This window comes from Microbacterium terrisoli (assembly GCF_030866805.1).
GTDB classification, from domain to species: domain Bacteria; phylum Actinomycetota; class Actinomycetes; order Actinomycetales; family Microbacteriaceae; genus Microbacterium; species Microbacterium terrisoli.
In genome coordinates this window covers 1,344,654-1,368,628 of the sequence record NZ_CP133019.1, presented here as the reverse complement: position 1 = coordinate 1,368,628, position 23,975 = coordinate 1,344,654, and the positions used below count along the sequence as shown (strand labels likewise).

Here is a 23,975-nt window from a genome sequence, read left to right as displayed (position 1 = left end):
CGTTCCGCTTGGTACTGCGTACCATTAGGCTATGACAACGATGAGCGAGCCTTTGACCGTCACCCGTATTGCGCACAGCTGTCACTTGATCCAGATCGGCGAGAAGACGATCCTGACCGACCCGTGGTTCTCGGAGAAGATGTTCTATCACCCCGGAGAGCCCGTCGCGCTTCGTCCCGAGACGCTCCCCCACCTCGATGCGGTCGTCATCAGCCACGAGCACTACGACCACTGCGACCTGCGGGCCTTCCGTCGCTATCGTGACCACGACGTTCCGATGGTCGTCGCCGGGCCTGTCGTCGCCAAAGCGCGCAAGGCCGGCTTCACCGACGTCACACCGCTCGAACCCTGGCAGACCGCGAAGATCGGGGACATCACCGTCCACGCCGCCCCCGGACTGCACGGCGTCTATGAGGTCACCTACGTCATCCAGGCGGGCGGCCGCAGCGTCTACTTCGCAGGCGACACGCTGCTCACGCCTGAGCTGCTGACCCTCGGCAAGCGACACGGAACGTTCGACCTCGCGCTCCTGCCGGTCAACGGTCTCACCATCCGAATGGCGGGCAACAAGCAGGTGGTGATGAACGCCGACGATGCCGCGGAGCTCGCCGCCGCGCTTCGCCCGAGACTCGTCGTCCCACAGCACTACGCATTCACCGGCGGCGCAGTCGGCGACCGCCTGATCCTCCGCAGCGACAAGGACCCCGGCCTGTTCGTGAAGGCGGTCGAACGACTCGCCCCCGCCGTTGCGGTGAGAGTCATCGACACCGGCAGCCCCCTCGTCGTCGCCCCCTGACCCTACGGCCCCTCATCCAGCAGGAATGCCTCGGACGTCGGCGGGTACGGTTCGATCCCCGCGCGCACGGCGACCTCGCGGTACGCGGTCGCCAGGTCTGCCAGCGACGCGTGCGCGTTCAGCCCGCTGGGGTTGGGCACGACCCACACCTCGGCACCGTCCCAGTCCTGCGGCTGCCTGCCCACGACAGCGTGAGGTGCCCCGAACGCCACGCGATACGCGCTGATCCCGAGGAATGCGACCACGCGAGGGCGGATGCCGGCAATCCGTCCGCGGAAAGCCGCCCCCGCCGTGCGCAGCTCGTCACGGGTCAGTTCGGCGGCACGGCCCGTCGCGCCCTCCACGATGCAGGTGATGCCGATGCCGCGATCCTCGAGCTGTGCGAGGTCATCGGGATCGAACCCGGCCGACGCATCGATGACATGGTCGATGATGCCGGCCCGGTACAGCGCCGGATAGAACCGGTTGCCGCGGCGGGCGAAATGGGCCTGGACGGCCACCGAGAGCAACCCCGGGTTGATGCCGACGATCAGCAGCCGAGTGGGATCGGGGGTCAGATCCGGCAGGGTCTGACCTGTGAATGCCCGCAGCTCGGCGTTGCTGAACGGCACTCGGTCAGGACCGGTTGCGACCGCTGAGCACGCGCAGCAAGAACGCGATCAGGGCGATCACACCGATGATGATCGCTACCCAGAGAAGCCACTGCAGGGCGGCATTGAGCCCGCTGACGATGGCGACGATGATCGCGATGACGATGATGATGACAAGTGCGATGTTCATGGAGGCTCCTGTTCTCCGTGGCACGTGCACTGCACGATGGCTTCATCGTTCCACAATCTCCGCCGCAACGACGGACCGACACTCTGAGGAGCGTCTCGTACTCCTCACCGTTCCTCTCCGCCCTCGAGCCACGCGAGGTAGCGCGCGACACCCTCCGCCAGATCACGGCGAGGCGCCCAGCCCACGTCGGTTCGGATGCGCTCGACGTCGAGCACCGCCGGCGAGGTCGCGTCGGCGCTTGCCCACTCCACGACGAGGTGGGCGCCGGGCCGGGCCGCCGCGACTGCGGCGAACATCTCGGCGTTCGTCGTGGCCCGCCCCGAGCCGACGTTGTAGACGCGATGGGCCAGCCGCGGGGAGAGGGCGAGGTCGACGATGGCGCGCGCGGCGTCGCCGACCTCGACCAGATCTATTCCGGCATCAGCGGTCATCGGCGCGGACAGCTCTGCGGCGCGATCACGCGCAGCGGCGTGCACGAGCGCAGGAAGCGCGAAGAAGCGCGAGGCCGGGTTGCCGAGCGGCCCGTAGACGGCGGGCAGTCGCACGGTCGCCGTGTCGACGTCATCGGCAACGGCGAGCAGCGACTCCATCGCCTTCTTGGCTGCGGGGATGGATGCCGGCACGCCGAGCGCGAGCGCGGCATCCTCAGGCCAGGGCGTCGCGGCCGGCGTCCCTGCGTATACGCCGATCGTGCTGGCGCAGACCACTCGGGCCCGCGTCTGGCCGGCGGTGCGAAGCGCGTGCGCGGTGCTGCGCACCGCCGACACGACGCCCTCGATCGGGTCACCTGCGGTGCTGCCTGCAGCAAGATGGATGATCGTCGACGCGCCGGTCGCGACCGTCCACATCTCGGGATCGGTGACGTCGCCGTCCACTGTGCGAAGGCCGCCTCGCCCCACGAGGAATGAGCACGGGCCGCGACCGCGGCGCACCGCGATCACCTGCTCGCCGCGGTCGAGCAGCTCACGCGTGACATGCGAGCCGATGAACCCCAGGCCGCCGGTGATGAAGATCATCGCTTGCCCTCCAGACCAGCCGTGTCTGCTCCATGGGAGCCACCCGAGGCGCGACGGCACCGGACCCCCGGCCGGTACCGTGATCGCACCATGCGCCGGACTACCGGTGTACACCCGAATCGCGGCATTGGCCACCCCCTTGTCGAACACTTCCGCCGGACGCATCCTCCAAGAACACCGTCGTGCCATCGAGGATTGCGAGGACCCCATGTTCGTACACCGTTCGGCCACTCCGGTGGAGGATGCCGTCTACGGCATCGATCGGATCGTGCGCGATGTGCGCACCGGCCGATTCGAACGGAGCCTGGCCGCTCTGACGGCGGCCGGAGCGCTCGTCACCGCCGCCGAGATCTTCTTCGAGCATGACAAGGCGAGCTTCGGGAACCGCTGGATGTGGGTGCCCGTGGTGCTCGGGCCGCTCGGTGCCGCCGCCGGGACCGCAGCAGTGTGCAGTCGTCGCGCCGCGAAGACGGTGCTTCCGATCGCTTCGGCGACGATCATCGCCAACGGCCTGCAAGGCGTGTGGCTGCACGCCCGAGGGATCAGGCAGAAGCCGGGGGGCTGGCGCAATTTCCGCTACAACATGGAGATGGGCCCGCCCCTGATGGCCCCGATGCTGGTCACTCTCGTCGGTGGCATGGGACTGCTGGCGGCGGTGCTGAGGCGGGAGAAGTGAGCGCGCTGTCGCTCCCGCCGAGCGATGGCGGCGGTCGCTTCCCCGGATTCGACGTCACCGCACAAGCCCGGCATTGGGATGACGCGACCCGCGCGATCGTGCAGGGCCGCCTGGGCCGACAGCCGGCGATGCGGTTCTTCACCGAGGCTGAGGAGGCGGCGGCGTTCGCGCTGTTCGATCAGCTGCTCGACCAACGCGACGAGCCGCGTGTCCCGGTCGTGCAGATGGTGGACGTGCGGCTGGCCGAGGACCAGACCGACGGGTGGCACTACCGCACGATGCCGCCCGACGCTCAGGCGTGGCGCGACTCGCTGGCCGGCCTGGATGCCGATGCGCGCGCTGCCCAGGACATGACGTTCGCCGAGTGCCGGTGGGCGCAGCAGCACGACATCCTGCAGCAGATCCAGGACCTCGGCACGGATCGCTGGCACGGAATGATCGCCGCCCAGGTGTGGAGCCTGTGGACGCGCTACGCCTGCACCGCGTTCTACTCGCACCCATGGGCGTGGAACGAGATCGGCTTCGACGGGCCGGCCTACCCGCGCGGATACAAGAACCTGGGTGTGGGCAAGCGGGAGTCGTTCGAGGTGGCGGACGTGCACCCGCGCCATGACCCGGTCGCCTCCCGGCGCACGCGGAAGGACGCGCCATGAGCACCGTGCGCACGCGGAACGAGTCGGCGTGGCTGCTGAGTCCGGATGGGTCCGCTCTGGCGCCGCGGCTGCGCGAGAGCATGCGCACCTTCGCCGACGAAGACGAGGTCGATCTCGTGGTCGTCGGCTGCGGCGCCGGTGGGGCGACCTTTCTGCAGCGGGTGGCGCGGACAGGGATGTCGGTGGTGGGCATGGACGCAGGTCCCTTCTGGAATCCCGAGACGGACTGGGTCAGCGATGAGGCGGGCTCGCATGACCTGTACTGGACCGAACCGCGCGAACTCGGCGGCGACGATCCCGTCCCGCTCGGCTCGAACAACTCCGGCCGCGGCGTCGGCGGGTCCATGGTCCATTACGCCGGCTACACGCCGCGGTTCCACCCCAGTGATTTCCGCACTCAGTCCGACGACGGCGTCGGCGCCGACTGGCCGATCGCCTACGCGGACCTGAAGCCGTTCTACGAGCAGATCGAGGGCGAGCTGCCGGTCTCAGGCGAGCACTGGCCGTGGGGCGACCCGCACTCCTACCCGTACAGTCCGCACCCGGTCTCCGGCAACGGCGAGGTGTTCCAGCGCGGTGCCGAGGCTGCGGGCATCAGCACCCGGGTCGGCCCGGTGGCCATCACCAGCGGGCGCTTCGGCAATCGGCCGCACTGCATCTACCGCGGCTTCTGCCTGCAGGGCTGCAAGGTCAACGCGAAGGCATCGCCGCTGATCACGCACATCCCCGATGCACTCGCGCACGGCGCCGAGGTGCGGCCCGACTCGATGGTCACGCGCGTCGAGATCGATCAGCGCACGGGCCGGGCCACCGGCGTGCACTACGTGCGCGGCGGCGTGCAGCGATTCCAGCGCGCCCGCACCGTCGTCCTGGCCGGCTATTCGATCGAGACCCCTCGGCTGCTGCTGAACTCGACCTCCCATCGCTTCCCCGATGGGCTGGGCAATGACTTCGACCAGGTCGGACGCTACCTCATGGTGCAGGGGGCGCCGCAGACGGCGGGTCGCTTCTCAGACGAGGTGAGGATGTGGAAGGGCCCGCCGCCCGAGGTCAGCACCGAACAGTTCTACGAGACCGATCCGACCAAGCCCTACAAGCGCGGCTTCTCGGTGCAGACGGTCTCGCCCTTGCCGATCACCTGGGCAGAGCACGTGGCGGCACAGGGCCATTGGGGCGCCACGCTGCGCGATTACATGAGCGACTATGTCCACTGGGCGTGTCTGGGCGCGCTGTGCGAGTTCCTGCCGCGCCCGCAGAACCGGGTGACGCTGGCCGAACAGAAGGACAGACACGGGATGCCGATCGCCCGGTTCGACTACACCCAGGGTGAGAACGACGGGGCCCTCGTCCGCGCCGCGACGGCGGTGATGGAGCACATCCTCACCGCCGCCGGGGCAGAAGAGGTCATCACGATCGACCGCTACGCCCACCTGGTCGGGGGCGCACGCATGGCCGCGACCGAGCACGACGGCGTCGTCGACGCCGACTGCCGCAGCTTCGCGGTGCCCAACCTGCTGATCGTCGACGGGAGCGTGCTGCCCACTCAAGGCAGCGCGAACCCGGCCTTGACGATCATGGCCAACGCCGCCCGTGCGGCGGCACGTTTCATCCACACGCCGGACGGCACAGAACGCTAGAGAAGGGACAGTCATGACAACTGTGAGCGACTTCGTGATCCAGCGGATCAGGCAGTGGGGGGTCAGCCGCGTCTTCGCGTTCCCCGGCGACGGCATCGGCGAGTTCGACGGCGCTCTGGGCGCGGCGCAGCGCTCCGGCGACGGGTTGCAGTACGTGCGTCCGACGCACGAGGAGATCTGTGCGCTGATGGCGACCGCCCACGCGAAGTTCACCGGTGAGGTCGGCGTCTGCATCGCAACCTCGAGCCCGGGCGCCTTCCATCTGCTCAACGGCCTCTACGACGCCCAGATGGACAACCAGCCGGTCGTCGCGATCATCGGCCAGCAGGGGCTGGATGCGCTGGGCACGTTCACTCAGCAGGAGAGCAATCTGGAGCGGATGCTGGCCGATGTCGCCGTCTATGTGCAGACCGTCGTCTCCCCCGCGCAGGCGCAGGCGGTGCTCGACACCGCCTTCCGCACCGCGCAGGTCCGGCTCGGTCCCGCCGTCGTCGTGCTGCCGCACGACGTGCAGGGCATGCAGATGCCCGAGCTGGCACCGCAGAACTGGGTGTCCCGATCCAGTGCCGTCGCCCCCTCGATTGCGATCACACCCCCCGAGACCGATATCCGGCAGGCGGCATCCATCATCAACGCCGGAAGCCGGGTGACCTTCCTGGTCGGACACGGGGCCGACGGCGCGACCGACGAGGTGCTCAAGGCCGCCCAGCTGTGCGGCGCGGGCATCATCACGACGCTCCGGGCCAAGGACGTCGTTCCGTCCGACGTCGCGTATCACTCGCAGCAGCTGGGTTTGCTCGGTTCGCTTCCCAGCGTGCATCAGATGAGCGGATGCGACACCCTCGTGCTGTTGGGTACGAACTACCCGTACGGCCAGTTCCTGCCGCCCACCGGGCAGGCGCGGGCCGTCCAGGTCGATCTCAAGCCGGAGCAGATGGGGCTGCGATACCCGACCGAGCTGAACCTGTGGGGCGACGTGAAGGCCACCCTGACGGCGCTCATCCCACACCTCGATGCCAAACGAGACCACAGCTGGCAGAGCAAGGTCGCCGACGAGATGGTCGAGTGGGAGAGCGAGATGGAGGCGCAGGCACTCGTCGGCTACGACGATGGGGTCAATCCGCGGCGGGTCTACCACGAGCTCAACAAGCGTCTTCCGCCCCAGGCGATCGTCACGGCCGACGCAGGATCGACCGCCGACTGGTACGGCCACCACATCCGCTTGCGCCGCGGCATGCGGGGTGATCTGTCCGGACGGCTTGCGAGCATGCTGGCCGCCATGCCGTACGCCACGGCGGCGAAGTTCGCGTACCCGGATCGATGTGTGATCTGCACGATCGGTGACGGCGCCTTTCAGATGCTGGGTCTGAACGAGCTGATCACGATCAAGAAGTACGCACAGGAGTGGGAGAACCCGCAGCTGATCATCATGGTGCTGCACAACGACGATCTCACGCAGGTGTCGTGGGAGATGCGCACCGAGGACGCCAACCCGGTGTGGCCCGAGTCGCAGGATGTCGAATCCGTCGACTACGCCGGATGGGCCCAGCTGCTGGGATTCACCGGCATCCAGGTCCGCACCGATGACGAAGTCGGAGCCGCCTGGGACGCGGCGTTCGCAAATCACGGCGTCACCCTCATCGACGCCTACACGAGCAAGAACGTGCCCCCGCTTCCACCGCACATCACCCTCCAGTTCGCCGAGAACACTGCCGAGGCGCTGCTGAAGGGCGACCCGGAAGAGCCGACGGTACTTGTCGACTCGGCGAAGGCCCTCGTCACGGAAGGCATCGAGCGGATCAAGGGCACGCTTCATCACGACAAGAAGCGGGACGACTGACGCCGCCCTGAGAAGGGAGCAGACCATGAGTGATTTCGTCAGTGGGATGCGCGCGAGCGGGAACGGCCTCCTGCTGCGCATCTCGATCATCGCCGCGATCGGCGGACTGCTGTTCGGCTTCGACACCGGCATCATCTCCGGCGCGCTGCTGTTCGTGAAGAAGGACCTGCATGCCAACTCCCTGGCGCAGGAATGGATCGTCTCGGTGCTGCTGCTGGGTGCCATCCTCGGGGCGATCCTGTCCGGTTACCTCGCCGACAAGCTGAGCCGCAAATGGACGAAGGTCATCTCCGGCTGCGTCTACGTGATCGGCGCGCTCGGATGCGCCTTCGCCGTCAGCATCCCCCTGCTGATCGCATTCCGGTTCATCCTCGGTCTGTCTGTGGGAACGGCATCCTTCGTGGCTCCGCTGTACATCGCCGAGGTCTCGCCGCCCCGTGTGCGCGGTGGGCTCGTCTCGTTCAACCAGCTGCTGATCACCCTGGGCATTCTGCTGGCATACCTGGTCAACTTCGCGTTCGCGAATGTGCCCGGAGGGTGGCGGTGGATGCTGGGAATCGGTGCGATTCCCGGCGCCGCACTGGCGATCGGCATGCTCACGGTGCCGCACACGCCGCGGTGGCTGATGGAGCAGGGCAGGGAGGACGAGGCGCGCGACGTGCTGGTCAAGCTCCGCGGCTCGGATCCCGAGGCGGACATCGACAAGGAGATCCACGGCATCCAGGAGGCGCAGCAGAAGGAGAGCTCGACGACGCTGCGCGATCTGCTGCGACCGAACATTCGACCGCTGCTCTGGATCGGCCTCGGCCTGGCCGTCTTCCAGCAGTTCGTCGGCATCAACACCGTCATCTACTACGCCCCCACGATCCTGGCCAAGACCGGTCTGACCGACAACGCCGCAATCACCCAGACCGTCTTCGTCGGGGTCACGAACGTCGTGTTCACCGTCGTCGCCGTTCTTCTGCTCGACAAGGTGGGACGACGGATGCTGCTGCTGATCGGCACCGCCGGTCTCACCGTCGCCATCGTCTTCCTGGGTGTCTTCTTCGCCTCCCCCGCGCTGCAGCGGGGCGCGAGCTACCTCGCGCTGGTGGCCCTGCTCGTCTACATCGCCTCGTTCGCGGTGGGCCTCGGGCCGGTGTTCTGGCTGATGATCTCCGAGATCTATCCCATGGGCATCCGCAGCAAGGCGATGTCGGTGGCCACGGTGGTCAACTGGGCGGCCAACTTCGTGGTCGCCGGGACGTTCCTGACCCTGATCTCGCTGATCAGCCGCCAGGGCACGTTCTTCCTCTTCGGCGGGCTCGGAGTCCTCGCGTTCCTGTTCTTCGCGTGGAAGGTGCCCGAGACCAAGGACAAGTCCCTGGAGCAGATCCAAGACGAGCTGGTCGGCTCGCGCGCCGGGGATTCACGGCACGAGGAAGCGGGGGGCGATGACGGATCCGCAGATCGATCATCTTGACGTGCAGGTGTACACCGTCCCGACCGATGAGCCCGAAGCAGACGGCACCATCGCCTGGGATTCCACGACGATGGTGCTCGTGCAGGCGCATTCCGGTCAGCTCGTCGGGACGGGGTGGACGTACGGCGCTGCGGAGTGCGCCGCGGTGATCCGCACGACGCTCGCGCCGCTCGTGATCGGGCGCAGCCCGCTGGAGACCGGCCGCTGCTTCCAGAGCATGGTCAGGGCCGTGCGCAACAGCGGTCGGCAGGGGGCGATCGGCTATGCGATCTCAGCCGTCGACACCGCGCTGTGGGATCTGAAGGCGCGCCTGCTCGACATCCCCCTGTACCGGCTGCTCGGCGCTGTGCGCGACACCGTCCCCGTGTACGGCAGCGGCGGTTTCACGACATACTCCGACCGGCGGCTGGCGCAGCAGCTGGGCGGCTGGGTGCACGACGACGGCATTCCGCGCGTCAAGATCAAGATCGGCCAGTCGTGGGGCACGGCGGTGCCCCACGACCTGGAGCGGATGCGGCAGGCCCGCAGCGTCATCGGTGCGGATGCGGAGCTGTACGTGGATGCGAACGGCGCATACACGCCGAAGCAGGCCATCCGGCTCGCGCGGGCCGCCGCCGACCTCGACGTGCGATGGTTCGAAGAGCCGGTGTCATCGGACGACCTGGACGGACTGCGGGAAGTCCGCGACACGGTCGATGCGGATGTCACGGCCGGCGAGTACGGGTTCGACCTGGTCTACTTCCGGCGTATGTGCGACGCACAGGCGGTGGACTGTCTGCAGATCGACGCGTCGCGCTGTGGCGGCATCACGGAATGGGTGCGCGCGGCAGCCGTGGCCGCGGCATCCGGTCTCGACGTGTCGGCGCATTGCAGCCCGCACCTGCACGCGCATGTGGCCGCGGCGACGCCGAACCTGCGTCACCTGGAGTGGTTCCACGATCACGTCCGGATCGAAACCCGATTCTTCGACGGCGCGCTGGATCCGCAGGGCGGGACGCTGACGCTGGACGCGGCAGCCCCCGGCACCGGTCTGACTCTGCGCGCCGGTGACGTCGCACCGTATCGGACCGGCTAGCGGGAAGGAGCCGCACGTGAGTTGGCAAAACGAGGTCGAGCGGCCCTGGATCGGCATGACGAACGAGTCGATGACCGATGTCGAACAGGCGCGCGCAGATCTCGCCGAGGACGTGATCGCGCTGAAGGCGAAGCTGCATCGCGCCGCCCGACTGCGTCACCGCCTCGTACCGGCCGTGGGCACAGTCCGCATCCGGCGGATCGCGATCGCCGCGGCGATGGCGATCGGTGCGGCGGTGCTCGTCCGCGCGCTCGGGCGCAGCCGAGCGCGTCAGTGATTGCGGAGCATCTCGATGAGCTGCGCCTTGGTTTTGCCCGAGTATCCGTGCAGCCCCAGTTCTTTCGCGCGCGCCCGCAGCTGCGCCACGGTGCGGTCCTCATAATCGGCGGCTTCACCGCCACGGCGACCGACTCGGCTGCGGCCTTGGGCTGCCGCCGCATTGGAGATGCGAGCCGCCTTGCTTTTGGAGGCGCCGTCGTCGCGCAGCTCTTCGTACAGCTCGGGGTCCTTCAGGCTCTTCGGTGTGGATGTGCGCGGCATGTTCTCTCTCCTTCGTCCGTGCGATTCTGTGTCATGCGCGTCGCCCACGCTAGGCTCGGCACCGCCCGGCGGATAGGGCGTTGACAACTCGCCGCAGATTCGTATCAGCCGCCGGCGCGGGGGTTTCACGCCGATAGCGCGCCCACCACGACGATCGACACCAGCGCGACAATGGCGATCGCGCCCATCAGGCACGCGAGCACAATGAGTCGTGCGCGTGTCGCCGCGACGACGACGCGGACGACCACCATCGCCAGATAGAGCGCGATCACGATCGCGACGGCCACCCAGCCGGCCGGGTTGCGCACGAGTGCCAAGGCGACCAGCACTCCAACCGACACCGCGGCCAGCACGGCGCCCCAGATCAGCCACCGACGTCCGGTGGAGGTGGTCAGGGCCGGTTGCGCGGTCACCCGCAGCGGATCTCCCGATCGCCGTTGCGCCATCACCGTACCTCCCCTTGGACCGGCTCACGATCATCAGCCTGCCGGGTCGGTGCAGCCATGCCAACCCCCTTGCGCGGGAGTGCAGCATGTCCTATGCCGCCCTGTCTCCCCGGTATCTCACGCGAGCGCAATAGTCAACCCGGTCGCGGTGCGGCACCCACGCGGCCCACGATGGACGCTCAATGCCAGACCGCAAGACCAGATCAGAAGGGAAACGAACCGATGAGTGCAGATGACAAGATCAAGGCCGCTGCCGAGAAGGGCGGCGGAAAGATCAAGGAGTCCGTCGGACATGTGTCCGACGACGAGAAGCTCGTCGCGGAAGGCAAGGCCGACCAGACCAAGGGCCACCTCCGCGACGCCGCTGAGAACGTCAAGGACGCATTCAAGAAGTAGCCGACCCGGTGCGGGGCAGGCCCCGCGGCCTGCCCCGCACCACCAGGAGGAATCATGAGCACCGACACGAAGAAAGCCAGTCCGAAGAAGACCAGGCCCAAGAAGTCGAAGGCCGACGAGACCGCGGCCCGCGAGATCGACGACCGGCTGACCGCAGAACAGAACGCGGAGTCCGGTTTCGCCGCATCGCAGAAGCTGAGCGGGCACCTGCAGGCCGTGCTGGTCGACCTGATCGAACTCGCACTGCAGGGCAAGCAGGCGCATTGGAACGTGGTGGGGCCGAATTTCCGCGACACCCATCTGCAGCTGGATGAGATCGTCGCCGACGCCCGCGTGTTCGCCGACATGATCGCCGAGCGGATGCGCTCGCTGCACGCGCTGCCTGATGGCCGCAGCGATGTCGTGTCGGCGACCACGACCCTGCCCACCATCGAGCAGGGGGAACTGGCGACGCCGGTCGTGATCGGGGCGATGACGAAGCGGCTCGACGCAGTCGCCCACACGTGCCGCCGGGTGCACGATGACGTGGACGCGGAGGATCCGACCACCGCCGACATCCTGCATACGATTCTCGAGCGGATCGAACAGCTCTCCTGGATGGTGAGCGCGGAGAACCGCGAACCACGAGGCTGAGGGGGAGGGTGCCGGGCGGCGTCAGTCAGATTCTGCGTCCGTCTCCGGCACCTCCGCCGAGTAGTCGGGGCGCTCGGGCTGGCTCCGCTGATGTTCGCCTTCGCCGCCCTCGCGTCCGCCGTATGGCCGGCCGTGGTCGGCGAACTCGTCGCGCATGTACACGAACGACCAGCTCCCCAGAGCGAACCGGGCGCCCGTGCGCAGCACCACGCCGTCCTGGCCGGTGACCGTGCCCATCGGTTCCGGACGCGCGCTGGTCTGAGCTGGCTCATGCGGAACGAAGACGTATTCGTCCATCTCATCGTGGACCACCTCACCGGCCACCGTGCCGATGCCGTCCAGTCGGATGTCGGCATCCGGCCCCGAGCCGATGCGCGTGACATCGTGCTGCAACGCCACCTCGGTACGGTCTCCGCCGCCGACGATGATCAGGCGCGGCCTCCCCTCGCCCCACCCGGCATGCGTCGTGGATATCTCTGGCTTGATCATGCTTCCTCCCGTCCAGCCGCGCCGGCCTCGACGCGTGCCTCCATGCTCGGCCCGGCACACCGGGCGCGACAGGGGCTTGACGAGGCCCGCGTCATCTGCCTCCTCCGAGCGACCTCCCGCGCGGTCTCGCACCGTTTAGCACCGCGCGCCCATCGAAGTCAACCCCGCACGCGTTCTCGGGAGTGGATGTCAGGATTCTGGTCGAGGGGCAAGGGTCCCGCGACCACTCGGGGGGGTGCGTCGCGGGACCGGCCCCCGCGGACGAAGCAGGTGCTTCAGAATGGGAGCGGATCTGATGGGTGAGTCATCGGGTGAACTGATCGGCGACATGAGCCAGGCCACCATTCGCGAGCTGCTGATCGCTCTCGAGCAGGTCGAGAAGGGGCGCGAGAGCGGGGACTGCTTCTCGCTCCGATCGCGCGAGCGCGCGCTGACGGCCGAACTTGCGCGGCGTCGCCAGAACATGGACGCCTGCCCGCGGCCGGCAGGCGCTCGGCCCGCGTCGCTCGCCGGCGCGTCGGAGAAGGGCACGCCGCTGTCGAGCTCGGTGGAGTGAGCCGTCGTGGCCAGGCTCGCGCGGGTCCGACCGCGCGTCGACACCGGCTATCGACGGGTACGTGCCGGATCGGGCTTCCGCTATCTCGACGAGAGCGGCCGCGATGCGGCCCGCGCAGACCGGCGGCGCATCCAGCAGCTGGTCATTCCGCCGGCATGGGACGACGTGTGGATCTCGGCGGCGCCGCTGGGCCACATCCAGGCGGTCGGCACCGACGAGGCCGGTCGTACGCAGTATCTGTATCACCCCCGCTGGCGTGCTGGCCGAGACCGCGGCAAGTTCGCTCGCGCGCTGGAGCTCGCCGAAGCGCTCCCCGGTGCCCGGGGTCGGGTCACCTCGGCGCTGCGCCGCGGCACGCTCGACCGTGATCATGCCTTGGCGGTCGCCTTCCGGCTGCTCGACGAGGCGGCGCCGCGCGTCGGCTCCGATCGGTATCTCGCGCGCCACGGCAGCCGAGGACTGACCACGTTGCGGCGACGCGATGCCGTGATCGCGGCGCCCACGGTGACACTGTCGTTTCCCGCCAAGAGCGGAAAGCGCGCCCTCCTCGAGATCGATGACGCCGAGCTCGCGGCCGCAATGGAGCCCCTTGCTGCCGGGCCGGGGCGCGCTCCCCTGCTGTGGTACCCGGTCGGGCGCCGACATGTCCGGCTCACGCCGACCGACGTGAACAGGCATATCCGTGAGATCACGGGGGGTGACTTCACCGCCAAGGACTTCCGCACGCTGCACGGCACGGTCCTCGCCGCGCGCGCCCTGGCCCGGATCGGCCTCGCGGACGACGCCCGCACGCGGAAGCACGCCGAGGCCGTCGCCGTGCGGGCGGTGGCGCAGTCTCTGGGCAACACACCGGCTGTCGCCCGCGGCAGCTACATCGCCCCAGGCGTGTTCACGGCCTATCGGGCCGGGCGCCTCCTCGAACTCGGGCTGCGTCCGGAGTCGGCGATCCGCCGCCTCCTGGCCGACGAGCGGTGAGGATGAGGGCGCGTGGGCTACAGTGACCACCGTGGGCCAGATCCGGATCGCGGTGGTCAACGACTATCAGGTCGTCGTTGAAGGCGTGGCTGCCATGCTGCGCAGCTACAGCGATGTCGTTCGAGTGGTCGAGCTCGATGCGAACGAGGATGTCGAGCAGACGGTGGACATCGCCCTCTACGACACGTTCGCCGCGTTCCCCGGTGATCACCGCGATGTTCGTCGTCTGGTCGAGAACGGCCACGCACGACGCGTGGCCGTATACACGTGGAACCTCGACGGCGACCTCATCCAGGCTTCACTCGACCATGGCGCCGATGCGTATCTGTCCAAAGCGCTGCCGGCTGCCAAACTGGTGGAAGCGCTGATCGCGGTGCACGCCGGGCGGCACCCGGACGATGGACGACCGCGCCGTTTCGCCGCACCGGTCGGCAACGACTGGCCGGGCCGCGAAGAAGGCATGACGCTGCGCGAGAGCGAGGTCCTCGCCCTCATCACGCAGGGACTCTCCAACGACGAGATCGCCGAACGGATGCATCTCTCGGTCAACTCGGTCAAGACGCACATCCGCACCTGCTATCGCCGGATCGGGGTCGGTGATCGGGCCAATGCGGTGCTCTGGGGGGTCGACCACGGCTTCCGCCCGGCGAAGGCGGGGGCCACCGCGCACGCACCGCGCTAGCACGGCACGCGCTGTCCTGCAATCCCCGTGCGTCGTGCGGGCGGCGGCCCGTATCGTTCTGCACGGAGACAAGATGAGCAGCGATACTGACAGCTCGACCGACAGGGACCACGACCGGCCGACGGTGACGCCATGAGGGATCTCGTCGTCGCGGGCGGGCGCTTCCAAACCACCAACGAGGTCGCGGACGCCGTCCTCCTCTATGAGCATGCGCTCCGTGGCGCGGGCACCTCCGACGTCGTGACGATACCGATCGCGGCCGGCGGACGTCTGCGCAGTTGTTCGGTCGTGCTCGGCGGGACGGATGTCGCGAGCGAGGATTCGCCCCCCGATGCGGATGTCCTGGCCGGAGCGTCCGAGGCCGCCGCGCGGATCAAGGCCCTGGCACGGCGGCTGTTGGGCGCGTCCGCGGAGGATATCCCCTGACGGGAGGCGCCCCCGTCACAGCGGTTTTCCCCCGGTGACCGGCAACACGGCCCCGGAGACATACGAGGCCTCTTCCGAGGCGAGGTAGACGTAGGCGCCCGCCACCTCCGCGGGCTGTCCGGCACGCCCCAGAGGCGTGTCCTGTCCGAATGCGTTCAGCTTCTCCTCGTCCCAGCCGGTCGCCGGAATGAGGGGCGTCCAGATCGGCCCCGGTGCCACCGCGTTCACCCGCACGCCTGCGGGGCCGAGCTCCTCGGCCAGGGCGCGGACGAACGCGACCTGCGCAGCCTTGGTCATGGCGTAGTCGATCAGGGTCGGCGACGGCTGGAACGCCTGGATCGACGCCGTCACGATGATCGACGCCCCGGCCTCCAGGCCCGGCACGGCCGCTCGCGCCGTGAACATGAGGCCGTAGAGATTGGTCCGCAGCACCCGATCGAATTCAGCCGTCTCCAGGGTCGCCAGGCCGGCCCGGTCCTTCTGATACCCGGCATTGAGCACCAGGATGTCGAGGCCGCCCAGTCCGGTTCGCGTGCGGTCGACGATCTGCGCGGCGAACGCCTCGTCCCGCACGTCGCCGGGCAGGCTGAGCCCCTCGCGTCCCGCGTCACGGATGAGGCGGACGGTCTCGTTCGCATCCCCTTGCTCCTCAGGCAGATGAGCGATCGCGACATCGGCCCCCTCACGGGCGAAGGCTATCGCGACCGCCCGGCCGATGCCGGAGTCGCCTCCGGTGACGAGCGCCTTGCGCCCCTGCAGCCGCCCATGGCCGCGGTAGCTGTGCTCACCATGATCGGGTCGGGGCCTTGTCTCCTCGAGTTGGCCGGGTTGATCCTGCTCCTGGCCGGGAAAGCCCTCCTCCCGATACTCGTCGCGCGGGTCACCGGCATTGTTCGGCATGCTCATGACTGTCCTTCCTCCCGTGGTCGCTTCGGCGTCACGCTACGCACGACACCGGCCCACGACGAGGCCCTTGACAAGAGGCGGCTCGCGCGGGCTCGCCATCCGCGAGGACGCGGACTGGTCCTCGCCTGGCCGCGCCGGTCTGAAGGCGGCAGAACTGCAGGAACTCGGACTGCCGGTTCGCGGCGACATCGACGGCGACGTCCGACGATGTCACGAAGTGGAGAAACGGACGAGGCGCGCCCAGGCACCCTGATAGCATGCTTGCCCTGGATGTTCAAGCGGGTGTGCGTCCGCCTGCTGGACTGGCAGATTGGGGTATCGGACGTCGGCACCACGGCTCGACGCAGAACAGGAGTCGCCATGAATATCGTGCTCGCCATCATCGTCATCGTCGCCATCATCGTGGCCATCTTCAGCGGGCTCAATGCCGCTCTGTCGTGGTTGCTGTGGGTGGCGATCATCGTCGGCGTCATCGCGCTGATCGCTTTCCTGTTCCGACTGGTCGGCGGACGCAACCGCGTGTGACGCGCATGATCCGCGGCGTCGTCGGTGGCCTGCCGGCTGCGCGGCGCCGCGGGTCGCAACGCGCAGCCGACCGGGCGCTCCTCAGCGCCCGGTCGTCTGCGTTGCCCGGCGCTCAAGGGCCGGCACGAGCCACAGCAGCATGGCCAGCACGACCAGCACGACCGCCCCGCAGACCCAGCCGAGCAGACTGCTGCCCCACACCACGTCTGTGATCAGCAGCACGATGCCCGAAGTGAGCAGCGCGGTCAGGCCGACGTTCACGCGCAGGAGCTTGTCGCCCGTGGCCACCAAGAGCGGCTTTCGGTGTCGGCGGAACAGACCCCGGTGCAAGGCGACGGCCGCCAGGCCGATCCCCGTCGCGAATGCGGCGAGAAACACGAGCACGATGTAGATCACCAGCTGCAGAGTTCCCAGCTCGGTGAAGCGCTGCTGAAACGGCAGTGTCAGCAGGAACCCTGCGATCAACTGTGTTCCGGTCTGAGTGACCCGGAGTTCTTGCAGCAGATCGGTCCAGTTCCGGTCCGCCCGTTCCGCCGTTGTCTCGTTCCGGTCACGGGGCTCGCCGCGCATGGCCTCGGTCGAATCCTCGGATCCGGCCGAGGCCGTCGTGTCGTCCATCTCGCCAGGATCGCACCGCATGCCCGAGCCGTCCACGGGCTTGTCTTCTCCGGCGGCAGCGGCTATTCCTGAGGCGATGGGGCGGCAGCGGCCGCGTCGTCCGGTGTGATGTGGATGTGCTCGGCGATCAGCTGGATCCCACCGGAGGTGTTGGCCGAGTTCGCCAGGTCGTGCAGGAACTCCCGGTTCAGTTCCGGCGGCTGCGGTGCATCGAACACGAACCGCAACGGTATCGACGGATGCAGCCACACGGTGGAGCGACCACGCGGCTCGCCGTCCGGGTGCTGCCATGACAGGGTGAAGCTCTCGCCCCGCCGCAGCTTGGTCGCGATGACGACCTTCAAGTGTGCAAGCGCACGGTCCTCGATGTGGATCGCTGTATCGGGACCGCCGTAGTACATCGTGCCCATGGTGCCGCTCCGGTTCATCAGGTCGCCTGGACGGTGAGCAATAGCTCCCCAGCCAAGTATGGGGCCATCTGCGCGCCCGACGGCGTTGCACCGTCACAGTGGTCTGCACGATATTGTGGGGCAGAGCGAGGCGGAACGAAGCGAATGCCCAGAACTGCGGCGCAATGCGGTGCGACGTCGTGAGACCGGAGGAGAGCTGGACCATGGGCCAATTCATCTACGAGGAGTCCGTCAAGACTGAGATCGAAGATCGTGCCCTCTTCCACCTGCAATTCGTGATCGTCGACAAGCTCCGCCGCAACGAGGCGTTTCCGTTCACCTGGTTCGATGATCCGTCTTACGGCCAAGGGCGCACGACGGTGTGGCTGAGCTCGCAGGCGAACATCGTGTTCAAGTACTACGGCAGTCGCCAGCCGGAACTGAACCGGGCGTGGCTGGAGGCGCTGGCCGTCGAGGCCAATTCCCTCTCCGGCCTTCGGCTCACTCGGGAACCGACCCCCGAGCCGCTCGCAGGGATGGCAGGGGGGGAGAAGCCGGTTCCCTCCGCGGCCGAATGAATCGTCCTCGCCCAGACCCCTTCCGGCGGGATCGAGTCGGCTGAGCCGCGTCCCCACAGTCCTGCGTCCCGGCAGTGAGTGAGCGGGTGGGCGGGGCCGCAGGCAGCGGGATTTCACCCCGAAGGGTGAGGCCGCCACAGCTACAGTGACCACTGTGGATGACATCCGAACCGCACGCAGATGGGGTACCTGAGCTATGAGGGCCGGGTCAAGATGGAGATCGATGACCGGCCCCTCGCCCATCTCCAGGTCGTGATCTCCGACAAGCTGCGCCGCGGCGAGCCCGTCACCTTCACTTGGTACGCGGAGCCGAGCGTGGGCGGCGGCCGCACGACGATATGGATCAATCAAAGCTCGTCCCTCGTGTTCAAATACCAGGGCAGCCGGCCGCCGAGCATCAACCGTGCCTGGCTCCAGCTGCTCGCCGAGGCGGCCAATGCGGTCGGCGGTCTGCGGCTGGTGCAGGAACCGGCCGATGTCGCGAGTGAATCCGTCGGTTGAGCACGCACGCTCGTATCGCCTATACGTCAACCGACGGCCGGGATCAATCCCCTTCTCTGCCGACCCCGCCCTCGCCGATGATTCCGACATGGGGTTGCTTCGTTCCGTCGGTCGGCCTGCATGCGCGCCCACGTCGGATGTGCCCATCCGGCGTCGCAGAGGCGCGAGCATCGCGGATGCGGTGATCGCGGGCGCGACCGACGGAACGAGAGCAGGGACGACAGGCCCAACGGCGATCGCGGTGTAGTCGCGGGCGCGCCCACGTGAGCACTCCTGACAGACGCGCCGGGGCTCGTCAAGCCCCTTACCGCCCACGCCCGTCCGCGGGATCGTGGTGTTGAGGACCCGGGGTCGCGCCTCGCTGCCTCGACACCAGGAGAGTGAGCACATGGCAGACCATGCGAAGACTTCAAGCAAAGACGCCGAGGAGGGCGGGGCCGGAGCGGGTGAGAGTCGGACCGCACGGCCCGAGCTCCGCTGGCCCGTGGTCGTCGGCGTGCTCATCGCGCTCGCCCTGTACACCTTCCTGCCGAGCGGTCTGTTTGCGGCACAGCGTTATGTCGTGGTGGCGATCGGGCTGCTCCTCCTGATCCCCTTGGTCGCGATCAATCCGCACCACTATGTGAAAGAGACGCGACTGTCCCGGCTCGGTGAGCTCGGGCTGGCGCTGGTGATCGTCGCCGCGAACCAGCTCACACTGGTGCTGCTGATCATGCAGCTGGTGCAGAAGTCCACGGAGGGCTCCGGACTGCTGCTAGCCGCGCTGCAGGTGTGGGTGACGAATGTCATCGGCTTCGCGCTGGTGTTCTGGTGCATCGACCGCGCGGGCCCGGTCGCCCGTACCATGGTGCCGCGCGCGGAGATGCCCGCGGCGGACTTCCGCTTTCCCCAGGACGAGGATGAGGACACCGTCGTCGAAGTCGCGAAGGGCTCATCGGCCAAGAGCGACTGGGTGCCTGCCTTCGTGGACTACCTCTACGTCTCGCTGAGCAACTCGATGGCGTTCAGCGCGACCGACACGATGCCGTTGTCGACGCGTGCGAAGGCGTTGATGGCCCTCGAGTCCTTCGCGGGCTTCGTTCTGCTGGCCGTCGTGATCGCGCAGGCGGTTTCGCAGATCGGCTAGGGTGCGCATGCCCCAGACGTGCGACCGTGAGCGCGATTCCGCCATACGCGCCGGGATCTGCCGCGTTCGGGACTGCATTCGATGGTGCCCCCACTGGGACTCGAACCCAGACTGAAGCGATTTTAAGTCGCCTGCCTCTGCCATTGGGCTATGGGGGCGCGCTGTCAGCGTAGCGGGTATGCGAGAGCCCGCGGGCGCTCCTGCTCAGCAGGAAGCGCCCGCGGGCTCTCGAAGTGGATCAGGCCGACGCCGATGCCTTCTTGGTGGCCGACTTGCGTGCCGGCGCCTTCTTGGCGGGCGCTTCGTCGTCGGCGACTGCGGCATCCTTCGCCACGCCGGCCTTCGCAGCCGGCGCGGTCTTGGCGGCCGCAGCGGCCTTCTGCGCCGGAGCGGTCTTGGCGGCCGGAGCGGCCTTGGCAGCCGGAACAGCCTCGATGGGCTGCGGCGGTCGTGGGCGCGCGGCGAACTGCTCGAACACCGCACGCGGTGTCTGCACTGCCTCGAGGCTCACGAAGTCGCGGCCGAGCCAGAGGTTGTTCCACCAGCCCCACAGCACGCGCCACTTGCGCTCCCACGACGGCATGGCCAGGCCGTGGTAGCCGCGGTGCGCGAGCCAGGCGACGAAGCCCTTCAGAGCGAGGTTGCCCGACTGGAACACACCGTTGTACAGACCGAGGCCCGCCACGGCACCGAGGTTCTTGTGGAAGTAGTCCTTGGGCAGTTCACCACGCAGCACGGCGACGAGGTTCTTCGCGAGAAGCTTGGCCTGACGCACGGCGTGCTGGGCGTTGGGAACGCAGTAGCCGCCCACGCCGCCACCGGTGAGGTCCGGAACGGCGGCGACATCGCCCGCCGACCATGCGCCCTCGACGAACTCGTCGGGCGTACCCACACGGAGGTCGGCACGGGTGCGGATGCGGCCACGCTCTTCGACGGGGAGGTCACCACCGCGCACGACGGTCGGGTTGGCCATCACACCAGCGGTCCAGATGATGAGGTCGCTGGAGAGCACCTCACCGGTCGACAATTCGACGTTGCCGTCCACGGCGCTGGTGACCTGCGTGTCGAGGTGCACATACGCACCGCGCTTGGCGAGGTTCTTCAGCACCCACTCGCTGGTCTTCAGCGACACCTCAGGCATGATGCGGCCCATCGCCTCGATGAGGTGGAAGTGGGTGTCTTCGAACGCGAGCTGCGGATATTCCTTCAGCAGCCCCGAGGCGAGCGAGCGCAGCTCGGCGAACGCCTCGATGCCGGCGAAGCCGCCGCCGACGACGATGACGGTCAGCAGGCGATCGCGCTCGGGGCCGGCAGGCATCGCGGCAGCACGGCCGAAGTTGCTGATCAGGCGGTCGCGCACGGCGACGGCTTCTTCGATCGTCTTCAGCCCGATCGCGTTGTCGGCGATGCCCGGGATCGGGAACGTGCGCGAGACGGCCCCGGCGGTCACGACGATCTGGTCGTACTCGTGCTGCCATGTCGAGCCGTCGGGCCCGGTGATGGTGGCGGTCTTGTGCGCGTGGTCGATGCCGGTCACCTTGGCACCGATCACGGTGGTGCGCTTGAGGTGGCGACGGTGGGCGACGACGGCGTGGCGCGGCTCGATGGAACCGGCGGCGACCTCGGGGAGGAACGGCTGGTACGTCATGTACGGCAGCGGATCGACCATCGTCACTTCGGCCTCGCCGCGCCGCAGGTGCTTTTCGAGCTTCCACGCGGTGTAGAAGCCGGCGTACCCACCGCCGACGATGAGGATCTTGGGCACAGTGGTCACGGCGGTGTTCACAGTGGGGAGAACTCCTAGAGATTTTTTCAACGGCGGGGCGTGCGAGTACCGCGCGCCGATCGGATGCGTCGGGCAGCAGCGGTGACGCCCAGTCCAACCAGTATAGCGGGCAGCGTGACGGCCATCAGCGGGAGGCTGCCATACAGCACCCGGTCGCGGGAGGGAAGGAATGCCGAGGACGGCTTGGTCACCTTGTCTGCACGCGGAAGCGGCGACACCTCGACCGGCTTGTCGGTGTGCACGGGCGCCGGCGCCACCTGCGCTCGCCGATACACCCGGATCCACTCCTTCAGGTCGTCCGCAGGACTGCCCGACACGAGCGGAACATTCGCCGACACGGCGGCGGCGGCATCCACGATCCCGTACCCGTAGAGGGGGCTGGGAACCGTTGTGACACCCGCCGGTTCACGTGCGGTCTTCAGGATCCGCTCGATGACGTTCTCCGCGTTCAGACTCGGATGCGCGGCCCGTACGAGTGCGGCGATCCCCGACACGATGGGGGCAGCCCCGCTGGTGCCGTCCCACGTCTGCACGGTGCCGTCCGCCGACACCCCGAGCAGGTCTTCACTGGGAGCGGCGACGCCGATCGTGATCCCTTGGGTGGATGCCTCGACGCTGGCACGTCCGGTCGGGTCGACGCCGGCGACGGTCAACACGCCCGGGATGGTGGCCGGGGCCCCGACGATGTCGGTCCCGCTCCCCCGGTTGCCCGCGGCGACCACGACCACCACGTCATGCTCGAACGCGTACAGGAACGCGTCATCCCAGCTCTCGTCCCAATCCAGCGTGTTCGTGGTGAACGACAGATTGATGACCTTCGCGCCGTGGTCGACGGCCCAGCGCATGGCCTTTGCAATCTGCTCGCTGAACGGCACCTGCGAACTCGCGCCGAACCCGACCGAGATCGCGAGGATGTCGGCCTTGGGCGCGACGCCGATCATGCCCTTGTCAGGTCCGGTGCCGCGCCCGGCGGCAAGCGAGGCGACCCAGCTGCCGTGGTTGCGGTCCAGCGTCCCGACAGGAGTGCGGCCGTCGGGGCTTCCCGCACCCGATACGTCGCTGCCGCCGACGACGGCGGGATCGAGTTCAGGTGCGTGGCCGACGCCGGTGTCGATCACCGCGATGCGCACGCCCGCGCCTTTGGTGGTCTTCCACGCCTGCTCGACATGATTCATCGTCAGCCAGTATTCGGCCGAGCGAACCGGGTCACCCGTCTGCTCGGGGTCGGGCACCACGGCCGCCGCAGTGCATGTGAGCAGGGCGAGCGCCCCGACCACCGCCGCGACCAGGAGTCGCTTCATTCTGCGGTGCTCCCCACGTGGTCGCCGTGGGCGTCGGCGACTGCCAGCAGCGGTCCAGGATTCGCACACACGCAGCGCAGCGGCGACCAGTCCGATCGTTCCAGGGCGGCGTCCCCGATGGGGTTCACCCCCGGACCGGCCGCCAGTGCGTGGCCGGCAAGGGCGTGCAGGCACTTGACGCGCTCGGGCATGCCGCCGGCCGAGATGCCGTCGATCTCGGGGACCTCGCCGTACTGCACGCGGTCCGCGAGGTAGGCCTCATGCGCACGTCGGTAGGCGGCGCGCACCTCGTCGTCGTCAAGACCGTCCTGCAACTCGCGCATCACGTGATCTGCCTCGAGCCGCGACATCGCGGCGGTCGCAGCGGGATGCGTCAGGTAGTAGAACGTGGGGAACGGCGTGCCATCGGGCAGTCGCGGAGCCGTTGCGACGACGGTCGGGTTGCCGCAGACGCACCGCGCTGCGATACCGACGACACCGCGTGCCGGGCGACCGAGCTGCTCGCGCAGCACGGCGAGGTCGGCGTCGGTCACAGGCGGGAACGGCGGGGTCGTCACGCGGTCAAGGGTATCGGGCACGTGCTGGGATGGCGCTGAGCCGGTTCGTGTGCCCACTGGTGCGCGGGGACCGCGCTGCCTACTTCTGCGCGGGGACCGCGCTGCCTACTTCTGCGCGGGGACCGCGCTGCGGGCGATGCCCGACTGCGTGACCGACCGCACGAGCTGCGACATCCAGTCGGTGTGCGTGGTCTGCACGGTAGCGCTCACCGGCGCCTGCGGGCGGGGAATGTCGGCGCTGGGCAGGTCGTCATCGACGAGGTACACGACCTCACCCGGCTTGCTGTAATACAGACGCGACCGCGCCTGGGTCATGATGTAGGCAGGATCGTTCCAGCGCTCACGCTGACGCTGCAGGTCGGCGACCTGGTCTTTCGTCACCTGCACCGACTGCTGCAGCGCCACGATCTGCTGACGCTGCGACACATAGGTGCCGACGGTCGGCACGAGCACGAACACGCCGAGCACCACCAACCCCAGCATGATCGCGGTGAATCCGGACAGACGGGATGCCGCGAGCCAGCCGCGCACGTCGACCCGGCGGACCTGCCGCGAAATGCCGGAAGGGGAAGCCGGTCCTCTGACCATGACTCCCCCTTCCGTCGGTTCT

The 23,975-nt window shown here is 68.2% G+C and carries 31 protein-coding genes and 1 tRNA gene; 18 read left to right on the top strand and 14 right to left on the bottom strand.

Annotated elements, in window-relative coordinates:
• The first annotated feature begins 40 nt into the window (after nt 1-40).
• Nucleotides 41-796 (top strand): MBL fold metallo-hydrolase, encoded by a 756-nt coding sequence (locus QU603_RS05765; RefSeq protein ID WP_308493535.1) that lies wholly within the window; start codon nt 41-43, stop codon nt 794-796.
• 2 nt (nt 797-798) lie between these two features.
• Here QU603_RS05765 and QU603_RS05760 read toward each other — a convergent pair whose 3' ends face one another.
• The 3 genes from QU603_RS05760 to QU603_RS05750 all read right to left on the bottom strand — a co-directional run bounded on the left by QU603_RS05760 (nt 799) and on the right by QU603_RS05750 (nt 2,592).
• A complete protein-coding gene (locus QU603_RS05760; RefSeq protein WP_308493534.1) occupies nt 799-1,407 on the bottom strand; it encodes a mismatch-specific DNA-glycosylase in 609 nt (202 codons plus the stop codon).
• Between the two features lie 4 nt (nt 1,408-1,411).
• Nucleotides 1,412-1,576: a hypothetical protein gene (locus QU603_RS05755; protein ID WP_308493533.1), complete on the bottom strand. Its 165-nt coding sequence runs from the start codon at nt 1,574-1,576 to the stop codon at nt 1,412-1,414.
• 104 nt (nt 1,577-1,680) lie between these two features.
• On the bottom strand, nt 1,681-2,592 hold the full coding sequence (locus QU603_RS05750; RefSeq protein WP_308493532.1) for an NAD-dependent epimerase/dehydratase family protein: 912 nt from the start codon (nt 2,590-2,592) through the stop codon (nt 1,681-1,683).
• 208 nt (nt 2,593-2,800) lie between these two features.
• Between QU603_RS05750 and QU603_RS05745 the strand changes: the two genes are divergently transcribed.
• From QU603_RS05745 to QU603_RS05715, 7 genes are read left to right on the top strand one after another with little or no spacing between them, the layout of a single operon-like run.
• A complete protein-coding gene (locus QU603_RS05745; RefSeq protein WP_308493531.1) occupies nt 2,801-3,268 on the top strand; it encodes a hypothetical protein in 468 nt (155 codons plus the stop codon).
• Nucleotides 3,265-3,921, top strand: coding sequence for a gluconate 2-dehydrogenase subunit 3 family protein (locus QU603_RS05740; protein WP_308493530.1), 657 nt, complete (start codon nt 3,265-3,267; stop codon nt 3,919-3,921). The genes QU603_RS05745 and QU603_RS05740 overlap by 4 nt, the downstream gene beginning before the upstream one ends.
• Nucleotides 3,918-5,558 carry a GMC family oxidoreductase gene (locus QU603_RS05735; RefSeq protein WP_308493529.1) on the top strand — a complete coding sequence of 547 codons (1,641 nt, stop codon included), beginning with the start codon at nt 3,918-3,920 and terminating at the stop codon, nt 5,556-5,558. The genes QU603_RS05740 and QU603_RS05735 overlap by 4 nt, the downstream gene beginning before the upstream one ends.
• A 13-nt stretch (nt 5,559-5,571) precedes the next feature.
• On the top strand, nt 5,572-7,398 hold the full coding sequence (locus QU603_RS05730) for a thiamine pyrophosphate-requiring protein (RefSeq protein WP_308493528.1): 1,827 nt from the start codon (nt 5,572-5,574) through the stop codon (nt 7,396-7,398).
• Between the two features lie 25 nt (nt 7,399-7,423).
• Nucleotides 7,424-8,860 (top strand): sugar porter family MFS transporter, encoded by a 1,437-nt coding sequence (locus tag QU603_RS05725; protein WP_308493527.1) that lies wholly within the window; start codon nt 7,424-7,426, stop codon nt 8,858-8,860.
• Complete coding sequence (locus tag QU603_RS05720) at nt 8,832-9,935, top strand: enolase C-terminal domain-like protein (protein WP_308493526.1); 1,104 nt, start codon at nt 8,832-8,834, stop codon at nt 9,933-9,935. The genes QU603_RS05725 and QU603_RS05720 overlap by 29 nt, the downstream gene beginning before the upstream one ends.
• A gap of 16 nt (nt 9,936-9,951) precedes the next feature.
• Complete coding sequence (locus QU603_RS05715; protein ID WP_308493525.1) at nt 9,952-10,212, top strand: hypothetical protein; 261 nt, start codon at nt 9,952-9,954, stop codon at nt 10,210-10,212.
• Here the strand turns inward: QU603_RS05715 and QU603_RS05710 are convergent.
• Nucleotides 10,206-10,475: a DUF7218 family protein gene (locus tag QU603_RS05710; protein ID WP_308493524.1), complete on the bottom strand. Its 270-nt coding sequence runs from the start codon at nt 10,473-10,475 to the stop codon at nt 10,206-10,208. The two genes, QU603_RS05715 and QU603_RS05710, sit on opposite strands and share 7 nt — an antisense overlap.
• A 125-nt stretch (nt 10,476-10,600) precedes the next feature.
• Nucleotides 10,601-10,921, bottom strand: coding sequence for a hypothetical protein (locus QU603_RS05705; protein ID WP_308493523.1), 321 nt, complete (start codon nt 10,919-10,921; stop codon nt 10,601-10,603).
• Between the two features lie 222 nt (nt 10,922-11,143).
• Here QU603_RS05705 and QU603_RS05700 point away from each other — a divergent pair, with 222 nt between their 5' ends.
• Nucleotides 11,144-11,317, top strand: a complete 174-nt coding sequence (locus QU603_RS05700; protein WP_308493522.1) for a CsbD family protein — start codon at nt 11,144-11,146, stop codon at nt 11,315-11,317.
• Between the two features lie 54 nt (nt 11,318-11,371).
• Nucleotides 11,372-11,950 carry a Dps family protein gene (locus QU603_RS05695; protein ID WP_308493521.1) on the top strand — a complete coding sequence of 193 codons (579 nt, stop codon included), beginning with the start codon at nt 11,372-11,374 and terminating at the stop codon, nt 11,948-11,950.
• Nucleotides 11,951-11,971: 21 nt separating this feature from the next.
• Here the strand turns inward: QU603_RS05695 and QU603_RS05690 are convergent, their stop codons facing one another.
• Nucleotides 11,972-12,439 carry an FHA domain-containing protein gene (locus QU603_RS05690; RefSeq protein ID WP_308493520.1) on the bottom strand — a complete coding sequence of 156 codons (468 nt, stop codon included), beginning with the start codon at nt 12,437-12,439 and terminating at the stop codon, nt 11,972-11,974.
• A 280-nt stretch (nt 12,440-12,719) separates the two neighbouring features.
• Here QU603_RS05690 and QU603_RS05685 point away from each other — a divergent pair, with 280 nt between their 5' ends.
• The 4 genes from QU603_RS05685 to QU603_RS05670 all read left to right on the top strand — a co-directional run bounded on the left by QU603_RS05685 (nt 12,720) and on the right by QU603_RS05670 (nt 15,078).
• Complete coding sequence (locus QU603_RS05685) at nt 12,720-12,995, top strand: hypothetical protein (RefSeq protein WP_308493519.1); 276 nt, start codon at nt 12,720-12,722, stop codon at nt 12,993-12,995.
• 6 nt (nt 12,996-13,001) lie between these two features.
• Nucleotides 13,002-13,970: a DNA topoisomerase IB gene (locus tag QU603_RS05680; RefSeq protein WP_308493518.1), complete on the top strand. Its 969-nt coding sequence runs from the start codon at nt 13,002-13,004 to the stop codon at nt 13,968-13,970.
• A 31-nt stretch (nt 13,971-14,001) separates the two neighbouring features.
• Nucleotides 14,002-14,652 (top strand): response regulator transcription factor, encoded by a 651-nt coding sequence (locus QU603_RS05675; protein ID WP_308493517.1) that lies wholly within the window; start codon nt 14,002-14,004, stop codon nt 14,650-14,652.
• Between the two features lie 132 nt (nt 14,653-14,784).
• Nucleotides 14,785-15,078, top strand: a complete 294-nt coding sequence (locus tag QU603_RS05670; protein ID WP_308493516.1) for a hypothetical protein — start codon at nt 14,785-14,787, stop codon at nt 15,076-15,078.
• Nucleotides 15,079-15,093: 15 nt separating this feature from the next.
• Here the strand turns inward: QU603_RS05670 and QU603_RS05665 are convergent, their stop codons facing one another.
• Complete coding sequence (locus QU603_RS05665; protein ID WP_370655334.1) at nt 15,094-15,984, bottom strand: SDR family oxidoreductase; 891 nt, start codon at nt 15,982-15,984, stop codon at nt 15,094-15,096.
• 360 nt (nt 15,985-16,344) lie between these two features.
• Between QU603_RS05665 and QU603_RS05660 the strand changes: the two genes are divergently transcribed.
• Nucleotides 16,345-16,509, top strand: a complete 165-nt coding sequence (locus tag QU603_RS05660; RefSeq protein ID WP_308493515.1) for a hypothetical protein — start codon at nt 16,345-16,347, stop codon at nt 16,507-16,509.
• An 81-nt stretch (nt 16,510-16,590) separates the two neighbouring features.
• Here QU603_RS05660 and QU603_RS05655 read toward each other — a convergent pair whose 3' ends face one another.
• Entirely contained in the window at nt 16,591-17,127 is a 537-nt protein-coding gene (locus QU603_RS05655; protein WP_308493514.1) for a DUF6328 family protein, read from the bottom strand.
• 62 nt (nt 17,128-17,189) lie between these two features.
• The gene (locus tag QU603_RS05650; RefSeq protein ID WP_308493955.1) at nt 17,190-17,537 is read right to left on the bottom strand and encodes a DUF7882 family protein; all 348 of its coding nucleotides are present in this window, start codon (nt 17,535-17,537) and stop codon (nt 17,190-17,192) included.
• Between the two features lie 203 nt (nt 17,538-17,740).
• On the opposite strand from QU603_RS05650, the gene QU603_RS05645 reads away from it, so the two are divergent.
• The 3 genes from QU603_RS05645 to QU603_RS05635 all read left to right on the top strand — a co-directional run bounded on the left by QU603_RS05645 (nt 17,741) and on the right by QU603_RS05635 (nt 19,721).
• Nucleotides 17,741-18,094, top strand: coding sequence for a DUF7882 family protein (locus QU603_RS05645; protein WP_308493513.1), 354 nt, complete (start codon nt 17,741-17,743; stop codon nt 18,092-18,094).
• A 180-nt stretch (nt 18,095-18,274) separates the two neighbouring features.
• Complete coding sequence (locus tag QU603_RS05640) at nt 18,275-18,595, top strand: DUF7882 family protein (protein ID WP_441295472.1); 321 nt, start codon at nt 18,275-18,277, stop codon at nt 18,593-18,595.
• A gap of 388 nt (nt 18,596-18,983) precedes the next feature.
• A complete protein-coding gene (locus tag QU603_RS05635) occupies nt 18,984-19,721 on the top strand; it encodes a hypothetical protein (RefSeq protein WP_308493511.1) in 738 nt (245 codons plus the stop codon).
• Between the two features lie 82 nt (nt 19,722-19,803).
• Here QU603_RS05635 and QU603_RS05630 read toward each other — a convergent pair.
• From QU603_RS05630 to QU603_RS05610, 5 genes are all read right to left on the bottom strand, one after another.
• Nucleotides 19,804-19,879, bottom strand: a tRNA-Leu gene (locus tag QU603_RS05630).
• A gap of 80 nt (nt 19,880-19,959) precedes the next feature.
• Complete coding sequence (locus QU603_RS05625) at nt 19,960-21,486, bottom strand: NAD(P)/FAD-dependent oxidoreductase (protein ID WP_308493954.1); 1,527 nt, start codon at nt 21,484-21,486, stop codon at nt 19,960-19,962.
• A gap of 47 nt (nt 21,487-21,533) precedes the next feature.
• Entirely contained in the window at nt 21,534-22,808 is a 1,275-nt protein-coding gene (locus QU603_RS05620; RefSeq protein WP_308493510.1) for a S8 family serine peptidase, read from the bottom strand.
• Complete coding sequence (locus QU603_RS05615; RefSeq protein ID WP_308493509.1) at nt 22,805-23,365, bottom strand: DUF501 domain-containing protein; 561 nt, start codon at nt 23,363-23,365, stop codon at nt 22,805-22,807. Before QU603_RS05615 ends, QU603_RS05620 begins: the two co-directional genes overlap by 4 nt.
• Nucleotides 23,366-23,470: 105 nt before the next feature.
• Nucleotides 23,471-23,953 carry a septum formation initiator family protein gene (locus QU603_RS05610; protein ID WP_308493508.1) on the bottom strand — a complete coding sequence of 161 codons (483 nt, stop codon included), beginning with the start codon at nt 23,951-23,953 and terminating at the stop codon, nt 23,471-23,473.
• Nucleotides 23,954-23,975 lie beyond the last annotated feature (22 nt).

Bases quoted from the DNA above. Each gene is read 5' to 3' on its own strand.
- QU603_RS05725 (WP_308493527.1), top strand. From the start codon at position 7,424: ATGAGTGATTTCGTCAGTGGGATGCGCGCGAGCGGGAACGGCCTCCTG.
- QU603_RS05665 (WP_370655334.1), bottom strand. From the start codon at position 15,984: ATGAGCATGCCGAACAATGCCGGTGACCCGCGCGACGAGTATCGGGAG.
- QU603_RS05745 (WP_308493531.1), top strand. From the start codon at position 2,801: ATGTTCGTACACCGTTCGGCCACTCCGGTGGAGGATGCCGTCTACGGC.
- QU603_RS05710 (WP_308493524.1), bottom strand. From the start codon at position 10,475: ATGCCGCGCACATCCACACCGAAGAGCCTGAAGGACCCCGAGCTGTAC.
- QU603_RS05670 (WP_308493516.1), top strand. From the start codon at position 14,785: ATGAGGGATCTCGTCGTCGCGGGCGGGCGCTTCCAAACCACCAACGAG.
- QU603_RS05645 (WP_308493513.1), top strand. From the start codon at position 17,741: ATGGGCCAATTCATCTACGAGGAGTCCGTCAAGACTGAGATCGAAGAT.
- QU603_RS05695 (WP_308493521.1), top strand. From the start codon at position 11,372: ATGAGCACCGACACGAAGAAAGCCAGTCCGAAGAAGACCAGGCCCAAG.
- QU603_RS05635 (WP_308493511.1), top strand. From the start codon at position 18,984: ATGGCAGACCATGCGAAGACTTCAAGCAAAGACGCCGAGGAGGGCGGG.
- QU603_RS05650 (WP_308493955.1), bottom strand. From the start codon at position 17,537: ATGGGCACGATGTACTACGGCGGTCCCGATACAGCGATCCACATCGAG.
- QU603_RS05660 (WP_308493515.1), top strand. From the start codon at position 16,345: ATGAATATCGTGCTCGCCATCATCGTCATCGTCGCCATCATCGTGGCC.
- QU603_RS05610 (WP_308493508.1), bottom strand. From the start codon at position 23,953: ATGGTCAGAGGACCGGCTTCCCCTTCCGGCATTTCGCGGCAGGTCCGC.
- QU603_RS05700 (WP_308493522.1), top strand. From the start codon at position 11,144: ATGAGTGCAGATGACAAGATCAAGGCCGCTGCCGAGAAGGGCGGCGGA.
- QU603_RS05655 (WP_308493514.1), bottom strand. From the start codon at position 17,127: ATGGACGACACGACGGCCTCGGCCGGATCCGAGGATTCGACCGAGGCC.
- QU603_RS05765 (WP_308493535.1), top strand. From the start codon at position 41: ATGAGCGAGCCTTTGACCGTCACCCGTATTGCGCACAGCTGTCACTTG.
- QU603_RS05750 (WP_308493532.1), bottom strand. From the start codon at position 2,592: ATGATCTTCATCACCGGCGGCCTGGGGTTCATCGGCTCGCATGTCACG.
- QU603_RS05620 (WP_308493510.1), bottom strand. From the start codon at position 22,808: ATGAAGCGACTCCTGGTCGCGGCGGTGGTCGGGGCGCTCGCCCTGCTC.
- QU603_RS05730 (WP_308493528.1), top strand. From the start codon at position 5,572: ATGACAACTGTGAGCGACTTCGTGATCCAGCGGATCAGGCAGTGGGGG.
- QU603_RS05640 (WP_441295472.1), top strand. From the start codon at position 18,275: ATGGGGTACCTGAGCTATGAGGGCCGGGTCAAGATGGAGATCGATGAC.
- QU603_RS05755 (WP_308493533.1), bottom strand. From the start codon at position 1,576: ATGAACATCGCACTTGTCATCATCATCGTCATCGCGATCATCGTCGCC.
- QU603_RS05735 (WP_308493529.1), top strand. From the start codon at position 3,918: ATGAGCACCGTGCGCACGCGGAACGAGTCGGCGTGGCTGCTGAGTCCG.
- QU603_RS05705 (WP_308493523.1), bottom strand. From the start codon at position 10,921: ATGGCGCAACGGCGATCGGGAGATCCGCTGCGGGTGACCGCGCAACCG.
- QU603_RS05690 (WP_308493520.1), bottom strand. From the start codon at position 12,439: ATGATCAAGCCAGAGATATCCACGACGCATGCCGGGTGGGGCGAGGGG.
- QU603_RS05685 (WP_308493519.1), top strand. From the start codon at position 12,720: ATGGGAGCGGATCTGATGGGTGAGTCATCGGGTGAACTGATCGGCGAC.
- QU603_RS05720 (WP_308493526.1), top strand. From the start codon at position 8,832: ATGACGGATCCGCAGATCGATCATCTTGACGTGCAGGTGTACACCGTC.